The organism is Streptomyces sp. NPDC001204, from assembly GCF_053598035.1.
Genome location: NZ_JBSFJL010000010.1, coordinates 177458 through 190882, shown reverse-complemented (window position 1 = coordinate 190882; position 13425 = coordinate 177458). Strand labels below are relative to the sequence as shown.

General features: G+C 74.1%; 13 protein-coding genes. 9 read left to right on the top strand and 4 right to left on the bottom strand.

Annotated features, from left to right (window positions below):
- Positions 1–477: 477 nt before the first annotated feature.
- Positions 478–2448, bottom strand: coding sequence for a GTP-binding protein (locus ACWC91_RS16935; protein ID WP_450643541.1), 1971 nt, complete (start codon positions 2446–2448; stop codon positions 478–480).
- A gap of 253 nt (positions 2449–2701) precedes the next feature.
- Between ACWC91_RS16935 and ACWC91_RS16930 the strand changes: the two genes are divergently transcribed.
- From ACWC91_RS16930 to ACWC91_RS16900, 7 genes are all read left to right on the top strand, one after another.
- On the top strand, positions 2702–3208 hold the full coding sequence (locus tag ACWC91_RS16930) for a (2Fe-2S)-binding protein (RefSeq protein WP_225076618.1): 507 nt from the start codon (positions 2702–2704) through the stop codon (positions 3206–3208).
- The gene (locus ACWC91_RS16925; RefSeq protein WP_225076619.1) at positions 3205–5595 is read left to right on the top strand and encodes a xanthine dehydrogenase family protein molybdopterin-binding subunit; all 2391 of its coding nucleotides are present in this window, start codon (positions 3205–3207) and stop codon (positions 5593–5595) included. The genes ACWC91_RS16930 and ACWC91_RS16925 overlap by 4 nt, the downstream gene beginning before the upstream one ends.
- Positions 5592–6446 carry an FAD binding domain-containing protein gene (locus tag ACWC91_RS16920; protein WP_225076620.1) on the top strand — a complete coding sequence of 285 codons (855 nt, stop codon included), beginning with the start codon at positions 5592–5594 and terminating at the stop codon, positions 6444–6446. The genes ACWC91_RS16925 and ACWC91_RS16920 overlap by 4 nt, the downstream gene beginning before the upstream one ends.
- 6 nt (positions 6447–6452) lie before the next feature.
- Complete coding sequence (locus ACWC91_RS16915; protein ID WP_376500466.1) at positions 6453–7337, top strand: AAA family ATPase; 885 nt, start codon at positions 6453–6455, stop codon at positions 7335–7337.
- Positions 7338–7591: 254 nt separating this feature from the next.
- Positions 7592–8722 (top strand): vWA domain-containing protein, encoded by a 1131-nt coding sequence (locus ACWC91_RS16910; protein ID WP_450725944.1) that lies wholly within the window; start codon positions 7592–7594, stop codon positions 8720–8722.
- A gap of 2 nt (positions 8723–8724) precedes the next feature.
- A complete protein-coding gene (locus ACWC91_RS16905; protein ID WP_225076622.1) occupies positions 8725–9831 on the top strand; it encodes an XdhC family protein in 1107 nt (368 codons plus the stop codon).
- A 15-nt stretch (positions 9832–9846) separates the two neighbouring features.
- Positions 9847–10488 carry an SRPBCC family protein gene (locus ACWC91_RS16900; RefSeq protein ID WP_225076623.1) on the top strand — a complete coding sequence of 214 codons (642 nt, stop codon included), beginning with the start codon at positions 9847–9849 and terminating at the stop codon, positions 10486–10488.
- A gap of 389 nt (positions 10489–10877) precedes the next feature.
- On the opposite strand, the gene ACWC91_RS16895 is transcribed toward ACWC91_RS16900, so the two are convergent.
- Entirely contained in the window at positions 10878–11384 is a 507-nt protein-coding gene (locus ACWC91_RS16895; RefSeq protein ID WP_225076624.1) for a metallophosphoesterase family protein, read from the bottom strand.
- A 109-nt stretch (positions 11385–11493) separates the two neighbouring features.
- Here ACWC91_RS16895 and ACWC91_RS16890 point away from each other — a divergent pair, with 109 nt between their 5' ends.
- Positions 11494–11955 (top strand): MarR family winged helix-turn-helix transcriptional regulator, encoded by a 462-nt coding sequence (locus tag ACWC91_RS16890; protein ID WP_225076625.1) that lies wholly within the window; start codon positions 11494–11496, stop codon positions 11953–11955.
- Positions 11956–12000: 45 nt separating this feature from the next.
- On the top strand, positions 12001–12588 hold the full coding sequence (locus ACWC91_RS16885; RefSeq protein ID WP_450643435.1) for a hydrolase: 588 nt from the start codon (positions 12001–12003) through the stop codon (positions 12586–12588).
- A 77-nt stretch (positions 12589–12665) separates the two neighbouring features.
- Here the strand turns inward: ACWC91_RS16885 and ACWC91_RS16880 are convergent, their stop codons facing one another.
- A complete protein-coding gene (locus tag ACWC91_RS16880) occupies positions 12666–12842 on the bottom strand; it encodes a hypothetical protein (protein WP_172632754.1) in 177 nt (58 codons plus the stop codon).
- A gap of 122 nt (positions 12843–12964) precedes the next feature.
- Positions 12965–13333, bottom strand: coding sequence for a DUF6479 family protein (locus ACWC91_RS16875; protein ID WP_225076627.1), 369 nt, complete (start codon positions 13331–13333; stop codon positions 12965–12967).
- Positions 13334–13425: the final 92 nt, after the last annotated feature.

Genomic DNA, 13425 nt, shown 5'->3' with positions numbered 1-13425 from the left:
TGTCGCCGCATTCCCGTCGTCCGCCCGGAGGGCGGGCCGCGCGGCGTCCGGCGCGTGCGATCGCAAGGCGCCGGAGCGCCCTCGTGGCGGAGCCACGTCAGCGGTTCGGCAACGCGGCTGAGGGTCCCCCGGGTCCCCCTGCTCGAAGAGCTTGGCGGAGGGCGTGCCAGGCGTCGCACGGCGGACGGGAATGTGACGACAGGGCCTGGGGCCGCCGCCCTCCACCCGCCCCGGAGCTCCCCGGACGCCCGGCGGCAGGCGGCAGGCGGCCGCCCCGTCCGGGGTACGTCGCGACCCGGCGGGTACTCCGGCAGCGCCGAAGGCCGCCGGCGCTGCGGGCGGCCTCCGCGGCGTGACGCGGCGGCACGGGGCGCCACCTCTCCGCCCGCGCCCGAACCGCCACCACCGTGCCGCCCACCGCGTCCCGGACCCCGGCGGGTGGGTGCAGGATCGTGGGCGACGGCGGGCGGGCGGCCGTCATCGTCCCACCCGCTGTGTCAGGTTGAGCAGGTACTGCTTGCGGTCCAGTGGGTTGTGGTCGGTGCGTGGGCGTTCGGGGACCGTGTCGCCCGTGACCGGCGCGTAGTGGTCGAAGGCGCTCTCCAGGTCCCCCTCGCCGCGGGTCAGCCCCGGCAGGCGCTGCTCCAGCGCGTGCACCCGGGCGGCCGGGACGCCGCCCTCCAGGAGGCACACGGATCCGCGGGTGACGGTCGTCCGCGGCACGGCTCGCAGTGCGGACAGCACCGGCAGCATGGCGCCGAGCGTGTCCGCCGGGACCTCGGCGCGGAAGCGGTGCACCGGTTCGTGGACCAGCGTGCCGGCACGGCGCAGCGCCTCGATCAGCACCAGCGGGGTCAGGCCCCGGAAGTCGGCCCCGGTGCTGGACATGCTCTTGTCGAAGCCCTGGTGGGCGTGGCTCTGCCGGGGCGAGTAGCCGCAGTGGGTCAGGGTGACCGTGCAGTCGGTGACCTGCCAGCCGTGCAGCCCCTGCCCGAGGGTCTCGCGCACGGTGTCCTCCACCGCCTTGAAGAAGGCGTACGGCATCGAGCCCAGCTCGACCTCCAGACGGAAGTCCACCCCGGAGCCGGCCGGCGCGGGGTCGACGCGCAGCCCGACGGTGGCCAGGAAGGGGTTGCCGTCCTTCTTGTTGAACTCCGCGGCCGCACCCGTGCCCACCGGCCGCTCGACGCACAGCGGGGTGGTCTCCCGGAAGGTGACACACAGCCCGAACTCGTCGGCGAGCGTGGCCTGGAGGACCTCCTTCTGCACCTCCCCGTACAGGGACACGGAGGTCTCCTGCCGCGCCTCGTCGTGGCGGAGCCCGATCAGCGGGTCCTGTTCGGCCAGCCGGGTGAGTGCGAGGTGCAGGGTCCCGCCGCCCACGCCGGGGCCCGGTACGACGACGGTCTCCAGGGTCGGCGGCGCGAAGAAGTGCTCGTAGGCCTTGCCGGGCTCGCCGACCGTGTCGCCGATCCGGATGTCGGCCAGGCCCCGCAGTCTGGCGATGCGGCCCGCGGACACGGCGTCGGCGCGGACGTCCGTGCCGTGGTCGAACACGCCGATCGCGGTGACCCTGCCCTCCGTGCGGGCGTCGCCGTAGGGGACGCGGTCGCGTACCCGGAGGGTGCCGGAGAACATCCGCGCGTACGCCACCTTCTCCCCCGCGAGACCCCGCTCGACCTTGAACACGGTGGCCGAGACGGGCCCGTCGGGGTCGCCGCCCGCGGCGGGCAGCAGTTCCTTGACACCGCCGATCAGCGCGTCGACCCCGGCACCGGTGATCGCGGAGCCGAAGTACACCGGGTGCACGAGGGCCTGCCCGGTCTGGGCGGCGAGGGCGGCGCGCAGGCGGTCGGCGCGCAGGGTGCCGTCGACGTACGCGGCCAGCAGGCCGTCGTCGTGCTCGGCGAGGACATCCGGCGCGGACGGGCCGAGGCCGGGCACGAAGCGGGCCTCGCGGGCGCCGATTCCCGTCACCCGCCCCATGGGCACGACGGCCGGTGTGAGCCGCCGGGCGACGGCACTCAGCAGTTCCTCCTGCCGGGCGCCCCGCCGGTCGATCTTGTTGACGAAGAGCAGGGTCGGGATGCGCAGCCGCCGCAGGGTGCGCATCAGGACGCGCGTCTGCGCCTGGACGCCCTCGACGGCGGAGACCACGAGCACCGCGCCGTCGAGCACGCCCAGCACCCGCTCCACCTCGGCGATGAAGTCGGGGTGGCCGGGGGTGTCGATGAGGTTGACGGTCACGTCGTCGACCGGGAAGGAGACGACGGCGGACTTGATGGTGATGCCGCGCTGCCGCTCCAGCGCGAGGGTGTCGGTCCGCGTACTGCCGGCGTCGACGCTGCCGAGCGCGTCGATCACCCCCGCGGAGTGCAGCAGCCGTTCGGTCAGACTGGTCTTACCCGCGTCGACGTGCGCGAGGATGCCGAGATTGAGCAAGTGCACTGGGCGTCATGTCCTTCTTGATGGCGGGGATTCCTTCCGGGGTGGACATGGACGCTGTGCGCATGGGTGCTCCTCGTTCGGTGACGACGTGGTGACGTGCAGTGCAGCAGAGCCGAAGCGCCGGGGCAATGGATTAACGGTCAACGACGCCTGTCGCACCACTCGCCCCCGCTCTGACACGGTCATAGAGTGACGTACACCACACGGTCGACGATATTTCGCCCACCCACGCCCATACGGCCCCGGAGGGAACATGACCCATATCTCGGTCACGGTGGACGGCACGGCCTACGAGGACGACGTGGAACCCCGTCTGCTCCTGGTCCACTATCTGCGTGACCGCCTCGGACTGACCGGTACCCCGATCGGCTGCGACACCTCGAACTGCGGAGCCTGCACGGTCGAGTTGGACGGCGCGAGCGTCAAGAGCTGCACGGTGCTGGCCGTCCAGGCGGACGGCGGCGAGGTGACCACGGTGCAGGGACTGGCCAGGGACGGCGAGTGGACGGAGCTGCAGCGCGCGTTCCACGAGCGGCACGCGCTGCAGTGCGGCTACTGCACCCCCGGGATGATCATGGCCGCGCGCGATCTGCTGCGGGAGAACCCGCACCCCGGCTCCGACGAGGTGCGCAAGGCGCTGGAGGGCAACCTGTGCCGGTGCACCGGCTACCAGAACATCGTCCGCGCGGTGCTCGCCGTCGCCGAGGGGAAGACGGCCGCGGGCGAGCGGACCGGGTCCGCCCAGGAGGTGACGGCATGACCGACCAGGCCGTCGATCGCGAGGTGGGCAGGGCCCGGCTCCGCAAGGAGGACGCGCGGCTGATCACCGGACAGACCAACTGGACCGACAACATCACCGTCACCGGACTGCTGCACCTGGCCATCCTGCGGAGCCCCATGGCGCACGCCCGCATCGAACACATCGACGTCTCCCCCGCCCTCGAACGCCCCGGCGTCGTCGCCGCCTTCAGCGGCCGCGACCTCGCCGGGGCACTGGGGTCGCTGCCCTGCGCCTGGCCGGTCACCGAGGACATGGTGCTGCCGGACCATCCGCCGGTCGCGGTCGACGAGGTGCGCCACGCCGGTGACCCGGTGGCGGTCGTGGTGGCCCGTGACCGGTACGCGGCGGCCGACGCGCTGGAGGCGATCGAGGTCGACTACGAGCCCCTGCCGCCGGTCCTGGACCTGGAGGAGGCGCTCGCCGAGGACGCCCCGCTGGTCCACGCCGGCAAGGGCACCAACCGCGCCTATGTGTGGCCGCTGAGGACCGGCGAGGACTTCGAGGCGGTCGAGCAGCGCGCCGACATCGTCCTGCGCCGCCGCTACCGGCAGCAGCGCCTCATCCCCAACGCCATGGAGCCGCGCGCGGTCGTCGTCACCCCGCTGGCCGCCTCCGGGGAGTTCACGGTGTACTCGGCGACGCAGATCCCGCACATCCTGCGGATCATGCTCTCGGTGGTCACCGGCGTGCCCGAGCACAAGCTGCGGGTGATCGCCCCCGACGTCGGCGGCGGCTTCGGCTCCAAGCTCCAGGTGTACGGCGAGGAGGCCATCGCGGTCGAGGTCGCGCGCAGGCTGGGTCGACCGGTGAAGTGGACCGAGTCCCGCTCCGAGGGCTATCTGGCCACCCACCACGGCCGCGGCATGATCCAGGACATCGAGATCGCCGCGACCCGCGAGGGCCGGCTGCTCGGTCTCAAGGTGGACCTGATCGCCGACATGGGCGCCTATCTGATGCTCGTCACTCCCGGCATCCCGATCCTGGGCGCCTTCATGTACCCGGGGATCTACAAGATGGACTCCTACGAGTTCAACTGCACCGGCGTGTTCACCACCCGCACCCCGACCGACGCCTACCGCGGCGCCGGGCGCCCGGAGGCCACGTACGCCATCGAGCGGGCCATGGACGAACTCGCCGCAGAGGTCGGTCTCGACCCGGTGGAGGTGCGGCGGCGGAACTGGATCCGGCACGAGGAGTTCCCGTACGTCTCCATCGCGGGCCTGACCTACGACAGCGGTGACTACGAGGCGGCGACCGAGAAGGCGCTCGCCCTGTTCGGCTACGACGACCTGCGCGCCGAGCAGCAGAAGCGCAACGAGCGCGGGGACGGCGTGCGCCTGGGCATCGGCGTGTCGACGTACACGGAGATGTGCGGGCTGGCGCCGAGCCGGGTGCTGCGGGACCTGAGGTACTCGGCCGGCGGCTGGGAGGCGGCGAGCATCCGCATGCTGCCCACCGGCAAGGTCGAGGTGGTCACCGGTACCAGCCCGCACGGGCAGGGGCACGTGACCTGCTGGAGCCAGATCGCCGCGGACGTGCTGGGTGTGCCGTTCGAGGACGTCGAGGTGCTGCACGGCGACACCCTGGCGGCGCCGCAGGGCATGGACACCTACGGCTCGCGCTCGCTGGTCGTGGGCGGGTCGGCGGTGCACCGCGCCGCCGAGAAGGTGGTGGACAAGGCGCGGAAGGTCGCGGCGCACCTGCTGGAGGCGAGCGAGGACGACCTGGAGTTCAAGGGCGGCGTGTTCTCGGTGAAGGGCTCGCCGGAGGCGCGCAGGACCATCCAGGAGGTCGCCTTCGAGACGTTCACCTCGCACGACGTGCCCGACGGCATGGAACCCACCCTCAACTCCGAGTACCTGCTCGACCCGGAGAACTTCTCCTACCCGCACGGCACCCATCTGTGCGCGGTCGAGGTCGACACCGAGACCGGACAGACCCGTATCCGCTCCTACGTCTGCGTGGACGACGTGGGCCGGGTGATCAACCCGGTGATCGTCGAGGGGCAGGTGCACGGCGGACTGGCCCAGGGCATCGCGCAGGCTCTGTACGAGGAGGCCGTGTACGACGCGGAGGGCAACCTGGTCTCCGGCACGATGGCCGACTACCTGGTGCCGTCGGCGGCGGACCTCCCCGACTTCGTGACCGACCGGACCGAGACGCCCGCGGTCTCCAACCCGCTCGGGGCCAAGGGCGTCGGCGAGGCGGGCACGATCGCCTCGACGCCCGCCGTCGTCAACGCGATCGTGGACGCGCTGCGCCCGCTGGGCGTGCACGACGTACGGATGCCGTGCACCCCCGAGCGGGTCTGGGAGGCCGTGCGGTCGGCGCAGGCGCGGTCTGCGCAGAAGGAGGCCTCGGCATGATTCCCCCCGCATTCGACTACGCCCGCCCGGCCAGCGTCGACGAGGCCGTGCGCACCCTCGCCGACGCGGGCGAGGACGCGAAGGTGCTGGCCGGCGGGCAGAGCCTGCTGCCGCTGCTGAGGCTGCGGCTGGCCTTTCCCGAACTCGTCGTCGACATCGGACGGATCCCCGGGCTGCGCGGGGTCCGTGAGGACGGCGGCACGCTCTCCATCGGCGCGCTGACCACGCACCACGACGTCGTCCACGACCCGCTGGTGCGGCGGTACGCGGGCCTGCTGGCCCAGGCCACCGAGACGGTCGCGGATCCCGCCGTACGGCACCGGGGCACCCTCGGCGGCTCGCTCGCGCACGCCGACCCGGCCGGGGACCTGCCCGCGGTGGCGCTGGCGCTGGACGCCGAACTGGTCGCCGAGGGGCCGGGCGGGCGGCGCGCGATCCCGGCGCGCGAGTTCTTCGCCGACTATCTGCAGACCGCGCTGGCCCCCGACGAGCTCCTGGTGGAGGTCCGGGTGCCCAAGCGGGAGGGCTGGGGCTACCGGTACGAGAAGTTCCACCGGGTGGCGCAGTCCTGGGCCATGGTCGGTGTCGCGGCGCTGGTGCGGCGCGACGACGGGCGCATCGCGCAGGCGCGGATCGGGCTGACCAACATGGGCGCGACCCCGCTGCGGGCCGCCGCGGCGGAGGAGGCGCTGGCCGGTGCCGGGGACGCCGACGCGGTGGCGCGGGCGGCCCGGTCCGCGGCCGAGGGCACCCGGCCCTCGCGGGACGCGTCGGCCTCGCCCGAGTACCGGGCGCACCTAGCGCGGGTGCTGACCAAGCGGGCGGTCCTGGCCGCCGCCGGGATGGGGTGAGCGCCGATCACTTCCATCAACAGCCCGGAGCAGGTGCGCTCCCGTCTGGAGGAGACCGGCTACCTCGTCGACGACGGGCTCGCCATCGCCTGCTTCCTGGCGCTGCGGCTGCACCGGCCGGTCTTCTGCGAGGGCGACGCGGGCGTCGGCAAGACGGCGCTCGCCTCCGCCCTCGCCGAGGCGCTCGACGCGCCTCTGATCCGGCTCCAGTGCCACGAGGGGATCGACGCCTCGCAGGCGCTGTACGACTGGGACTTCCCCCGTCAGCTGCTGCATCTGCGGGCCGCCGAGGCCGCCGGGGTCAGGGACGCGGAGCGGCTGGAGCGCGAGCTGTACGACCGGCGGTTCCTGGTCGCCCGGCCGCTGCTGCGGGCCCTGCAGACCCAGCCGTCGGTGCTGCTGGTCGACGAGATCGACCGGGCCGACGACGAGTTCGAGGCGTTCCTGCTGGAGCTGCTGTCGGAGTTCCAGGTGACGATTCCGGAGCTGGGCACGCTGCGGGCCGAGGTGCCGCCGGTGGTCGTCCTGACCTCCAACCGCACCCGCGAGGTGCACGACGCGCTCAAGCGGCGGTGCCTGTACCACTGGTTCGACCATCCCGGCTTCGGCCGCGAACTCGCCATCGTCCGGCGCAGGTTGCCGCAGGTGTCGGCGCGGCTCGCGGAGCAGGTGACCTCGCTGGTGCAGGCCCTGCGCGCCGAGGACCTGCTCAAGCCGCCGGGCGTGGCCGAGACCCTGGACTGGGCGCGCGCCCTGGACGCCCTCGGGGCGAACGAGGTGGACGCGGAGCTGGCGGTGGCCACCCTGGGATCGGTGCTGAAGTACCGCGAGGACACGGACCGGGCCCGCGGCCTGGACTTCGCCGCGGTCCTCGCGGGACGGGGAGCGTGATCGCCGTGGCCGGGGAACGACGAGGACACCGCGAGGTACACGGAGCGGACGCCGCGGGACGCGGCACGGACACCGGGGCGGGCGGGCGCGGCGAAGACGTCGGTCCCGACGGGCCCGGCAGCCGAAGCGACGCGCCGGCCCCGCGGAAGCACCGGCCCAACACCCGCACCGACGGCCGCCGCCGCGCAGGGCACAGCACGGACACCGGGACCGGCAGGCATGGTGAAGGGCGTCGGCCGGAGGGCGATGCCGCGTTGCTGGGGTTCGCGCGGGCGTTGCGGGCTGCCGGGGTCGCGGCGGGCACCGAACGGCTGCACGCCTTCCTGCGGGCGGTGGACGCCCTGCGCCCCGGGCTGCGGACGGACGTGTACTGGGCGGGCCGGGTGACACTGTGCGGGGACCGGGACGACCTGGAACGCTACGAGCGGGTGTTCGCCGCGTACTTCGGCACCGACGGGACACCGGCCCGCCCGGCCCGGACCGCTCCCCCGCCCCGGCCGCGACCGGTCCTGCGGGAGGCGCCCGCCGGGTCGCGCTCCGGCCCGCCCGGAGAGCAGCGGCAGGGGCCGCCCACCGCAACGCTCGCCGGCTCCGCCGAGGTGCTGCGCCACCGCGACGTGGCGGAGCTGGACCCCGCGGAACGCGCACAGGTGCGCCGGCTGCTCGCCGCGTTCGCGCTGCGCGGGCAGCCGCGGCGCACCGCGCGGCGACGGCCGGCCCGGCGCGGGGACGTGGACCCGCACCGCACCGTGCGGGAACTGCTCCGGCTGGGCGGCGAGCCGGCGCGGCTGCGGCGGCACGCGCGCGAGGAGCGGCCGCGGCGGGTGGTGCTGCTGGTCGACGTCAGCGGATCCATGGGGCCCTACGCCGACGCCCTCCTGCGCTTCGCGCACGCCGCCGCCCGGGGGCGGCGCACGGAGGTGTTCACCATCGGCACCCGGCTGACCCGGGTGACCCGGGAGCTGTCGCACCGGGACCCGGACCTGGCCATGGCCGCGGTCGCCGAGGCCGTACCGGACTGGCGCGGCGGCACCCGCCTGGGTGAGTTGCTGCGGGAGTTCCTCGACCGCTGGGGCCAGCGGGGCATGGCGCGCGGCGCCGTCGTGGTACTGCTGTCCGACGGATGGGAGCGCGGCGACCCGCGCCTGCTCGCCGCCCAGATGCGGCGCCTGCACCGGCTCGCGCACCGGGTGATCTGGTCCAACCCCCGCAAGGCGCGCCCGGGCTACGCGCCGCTGGCCGCCGGCATGGCGGCGGCGCTGCCCAGCGTGGACGACTTCGTCGAGGGTCACAGCCTGGCCGCGCTGGAGCGTCTGGCGGCGGTGGTGCAGGGCGCCGGCACGGACGCGGCCGGCCAGGTGCCGGGGTCGTGGGAGAGGAGCTGAGCGTGCGGGACATTCTTCCGGTACTGGAGCGGTGGTACGCGGCGCGGGTGCCGTTCGGCCTCGCCACCGTCGTCACGGTCAGTCGCAGCGCGCCGCGCGACCCCGGTGCGGCGATGGCCGTGGGGCCGGACGACGAGGTGGTGGGGAGCGTGTCCGGCGGGTGCGTGGAGGGGGCGGTGTTCGACCTGGCCCAGGAGGTCGCGGCCGGCGGCGAGGCACGGGTGGCGACGTTCGGCTACAGCGACGAGGACGCGTTCGCGGTGGGGCTCACCTGCGGTGGTGAGATCTCCGTGCTGGTCAGGCAGGTGACCCAGGAGTCCGACCCGGCCTTCGGCGCGGTCGCCGCGTCCGTCGCCTCGGGCGACCCGGTGACCGTGGCGACCGTGGTGGACGGACCCGCCCCGCGCGGGGCGACGCTCGCGGTGTGGCCCGGCACGGTGGCGGGCACGCTGGGCGCGGCCGGCCTGGACGTGGCGGTGACCGCCGACGCCCGCGGCGAACTCGCCCTGGGCGCCACCGGGCTCAGGCACTACGGTGCGCGCGGCGAGCGCCGCGAGGACGCCGTCACGGTGTTCCTGCACTCCTTCGCCCCGCCGCCGCGGATGCTGGTGTTCGGCGCGATCGACTACGCGGCCGCGGTGGCCCGTATCGGCGCCTTCCTCGGCTACCGCGTCACGGTGTGCGACGCCCGCCCGGTGTTCGCCACGCCGAAACGCTTCCCGGACGGCGTGGAGGTGGTCGTGGACTGGCCGCACCGCTATCTGCACGGCACGGACACCGACGAGCGCACGGTGATCTGCGTCCTGACCCACGACCCGAAGTTCGACGTGCCGCTGCTGGAGGAGGCGCTGCGCCGGCCCGCCGCCTACATCGGCGCGATGGGGAGCCGCCGTACCCACCACGACCGGCTGGAGCGGCTGATCGACGCCGGCCTGACGGACGACGAACTCGCCCGGCTGCGCTCCCCGGTGGGCCTCGACCTCGGCGCCCGCACGCCGGAGGAGGTGGCCGTGTCCGTCGCGGCCGAGATCGTCGCGCTGCGCTGGGGCGGCACCGGTACGCCCCTGACCGCGACCGCCGGAGCCATCCACGCGACCGGCTCCGCCTGAGTACGAGGAGAAGTCATGGAACTGAACCACGAGTTCACCGTCCCCGTGCCGGTCGACGACGCCTGGCGGGCGCTCCTGGACATCGAGCGCGTGGCACCGTGCCTGCCGGGGGCCACCGTGCAGGAGTACGACGGCAGGACCGTGACCGGTTCGGTCAAGGTCAGGCTGGGGCCGATCACGGTGACGTACAAGGGGACGGCGGTCTTCGAGGAGCAGGACGAGGCGGCGCACCGGATGGTCCTCGTCGCCAGCGGCCGGGAGACGCGCGGGCAGGGCACGGCGCGGGCCACCGTCACGGGCACGCTTCAGGAGGGTGACGGCGGCACGGCGGTGGCGGTGCGGACCGATCTGACGGTGACCGGCCGTCCGGCGCAGTTCGGACGCGGGGTGCTGGCGGAGGTGGGGGACCGGCTGGTGGGGCAGTTCGCCGACTGTCTTTCGCAGCGGCTCGCCGAGACGCCGCCCGTGGGCGCCGGGGGCGCCGGGACGGAGGTGCGCGAGGAGCACGCGGCCCGGTACGCGGAGCCGGAGCCGGAGCCGCTGGATCTGCTGCGCACCGCCGGGGTACCGGTCGCCAAGCGTGCCGCCGTGGCGGTCGGCGCGGCCCTGGCGGTGGCGCTGCTGATCGTGGGCGTCCGCCGGCTCCGGCGCCGCTGACCGGACGCCACCGGGTGCGGTGCGGAGGGTGCCCGTGAGCCTCGATCAGTCCCTCGTTGCCACTGTGACCTGCTGTTCCAACTTGTTCCGGGTTTCTCGCGGGTTTTGCGGATTCGGTGGTGTGAGGCCGTGCGGGAGGGGTACGCGCGCCATCAACGGATGAGGCATGCATGGCCTCCGCAGCGCATGTGCCGCGCATCCCAGTGGGAAGGAGGTCCGTGAAAGCGCACACTCGTAGCGCCCGGGCCGCCGCCACGCATCGAGCGGCCCGGATCTCGCCGAGAAGTCGGAAACGAGAAAGGGAAGAGTGACCCCGGGGCAGCCCCTGAGTCAGGGGCTGCCCTCCTGTGTGGTCACGCCGTCCCACGCCATCGCGTGGCACGGGTACGTCACGGGGTGCGGCGTGGCAGCCGGTGCAGTTCTACGTCGGTCAGGCGGCCGCTGGTGACGGTCGCGGTCATGTAGGTGCAGTGGGGCTGGCGGCGGCGATCGGTCGGGGAGCCCGGGTTGAGCAGGCGCAGACCGGAGGGCGCGGTGGTGTCCCAGGGGATGTGGCTGTGGCCGAAGACCAGGACGTCGAGGCCGGGGAAGCGGGCGGCGCAGCGGGCCTCACGGCCCTGGGCCGGTCCGGTCTCGTGCACGACGCCGAAGCGCAGCCCGTCCAGGTCGGCCTCGGCCACCTCGGGAAGTCGGGCGCGCAGTTCGGGGCCGTCGTTGTTGCCGTAGACGCCGATCAGGCGGCGGCTGCGGCTCTCCAGCAGGTCGAGCGTGGCGGCGTCGACCCAGTCCCCGGCGTGGAGGACGACGTCGGCGTGCGGGAGTTCGGCGAGCAACCGCGGGGGCAGTTCCTTGGCGCGCTTGGGCAGATGGGTGTCGGACATCAGCAGCAGACGCACCAGGTCAGCGTACTGCGGGGCGCCGCGGCGGCGAACCGGCACGGATCTTCAGCCAAAACTGTTCAGTCCAGACTGGACAGTTCCGTCCGGTCGGCTCTACGGTGCTGTCATGGATCACAAGGCCGGCGAGGTACCGCCGGGCATCTCCGCCTCCGCCGCGCACGCCGCCCGCGACCTGCGGGTGGTGTTCAGCCGGTTGCGGCGCCGGATCCGTGAGGTCGCGCGGGACGAGGACCTGACCCCGCCGCAGGTGTCGGCGCTCACCCTGGTCGGCAAGCACGGCGCGGCCACGGCCAGCGCGCTGGCCGCCACCGAGGGGGTCCGGCCGCAGTCCATGGCCGCCACGCTCGCCGCCCTGGAGCGGCACGGGCTCATCCGGCGCAGCCCCGACCCCGAGGACGGACGGCGCCAGCTCGTCACCCTGACCGAGGGTGGCAGCGAGCGCATCGCGGGCGACCGGCAGAGCCGCGGGGAGTGGCTGACGCGGGCCCTGCAGGACCGTTACACCGAGGCCGAACGGGAGACGCTCCTGGAGGCCTTCGCCCTGCTGGAACGGCTGACCCGGCCCTGACAAGCACCACAGCCAGAAAAGCTCACCCCCGAAAGGCCTGCCCCCATGGCACTCACCGCACTCGACCCGCGCACCGCACTCGTCGTGATCGACCTCCAGGCCGGCATCGTCGGCGCGCCCACCGCCCCGCACTCCAGCGCCGAGGTGCTCTCCCGCGCGGTGGGGCTCGCCGACGCGTTCCGCGCCAGGAACCTGCCCGTCGTCCTGGTCCGGGTCTCCTTCGCCGCCGACTTCGGCGACGTGCCGCCCGGCCGCACCGAGGCGGTGCGCCCCGGTGGTGGCGCCCGTCCCGAGGGCTGGGACGTGATCGTTCCCGAGCTGGCGGGACACCCGGGCGACATCACCGTCACCAAGCACAACTGGGGCGCCTTCCACGGCACCGACCTCGATGTGCAGCTGCGCCGCCGCGGGGTGACGCAGATGGTGCTGGCCGGCATCGCCACCAGCATCGGCGTGGAGTCCACCGCCCGCGCCGCCCACGAGCACGGCTACCACGTCACCCTGGCCACCGACGCCATGAGCGACATGGACGCCGAGGCCCATCGGGGCAGTGTCGAGCGGATCTTCCCGCGCCTGGGCGAGACCGGCACCACCGCCGAGGTCCTCGAACTGCTGGCCAAGACGCACGGCTGACGCGGCGAGGCACCTCGCGCCGCCTCACCGACCGTCTCCCCGGGCCCATGACCCGGCGCTCGCCCGGACCCGGCGGTTCAGTCCTCACCCCGCACTATGTTCGACTCGTTGCCCGTGCGGTCCTTCTGGGGGCCGCCGCGGTCCTCGAGCGCGGGGAGGCAGGTGCGCACGCCCTCCTCCCGCGGACGGCGGGCCTGCGCCCAGCCCGTCTCGGGGTGCCGGACAAGGTGCTTCTCGCTGGTGTGCGCGGTCACGACGCCTCATCTTCCTTCTGCGTCAGGTGCTGTGGAGCGGCTCCCTCCGGAACACCGTGCTCCAAACGGTCCGAGTCCCCGGAACCGGTCCCGGCAAACCCTGGCCGGCACCCTGGCCCTGGTCACCCCCCGCCGGAGCCCCCACTGCCGAACGAACCGGCGGAGCCCCCGTCCCAGCGCGGGCGGGTCTGGTCCTCGCTGCGCCTGCTGCCGGACGAGCCGAGTTCGTGCGGGGTCAGCCGGCGGCCGGTCTCCTCGGCGCGGGGCACCTCGGCCGGCTCACGCCGCTGGCGCACCTCGTGGACCGGCCCGGACTCCGGCAGCGTCGGATGCTCGCCGCCCCGGGGAGTCCTCGACTCGCCCTGTTCGACCCTGATGCCCAGCCGGACGGCCCACACCAGGACCGCCGCGATCACCAGACCGCCGACGACGACGACGGCGATCCCGGCGGCCGAGCCGGCGCCGGCTGCTTCGTACCAGGTGGCGTTCATCGCGGGCGGGTACCCGGCCCCGCCGGGCCGATGCGTGCCGAGCCGGCGAGGGCGTGGCGCGGACCCGGTCGCGCGGCAGGGCGGTAGCCTCG

Excerpts from the sequence above, each read along its gene's own strand:
- ACWC91_RS16930 (WP_225076618.1), top strand. The coding sequence starts at position 2,702 with ATGACCCATATCTCGGTCACGGTGGACGGCACGGCCTACGAGGACGAC.
- ACWC91_RS16925 (WP_225076619.1), top strand. The coding sequence starts at position 3,205 with ATGACCGACCAGGCCGTCGATCGCGAGGTGGGCAGGGCCCGGCTCCGC.
- ACWC91_RS16920 (WP_225076620.1), top strand. The coding sequence starts at position 5,592 with ATGATTCCCCCCGCATTCGACTACGCCCGCCCGGCCAGCGTCGACGAG.
- ACWC91_RS16900 (WP_225076623.1), top strand. The coding sequence starts at position 9,847 with ATGGAACTGAACCACGAGTTCACCGTCCCCGTGCCGGTCGACGACGCC.
- ACWC91_RS16890 (WP_225076625.1), top strand. The coding sequence starts at position 11,494 with ATGGATCACAAGGCCGGCGAGGTACCGCCGGGCATCTCCGCCTCCGCC.
- ACWC91_RS16885 (WP_450643435.1), top strand. The coding sequence starts at position 12,001 with ATGGCACTCACCGCACTCGACCCGCGCACCGCACTCGTCGTGATCGAC.
- ACWC91_RS16875 (WP_225076627.1), bottom strand. The coding sequence starts at position 13,333 with ATGAACGCCACCTGGTACGAAGCAGCCGGCGCCGGCTCGGCCGCCGGG.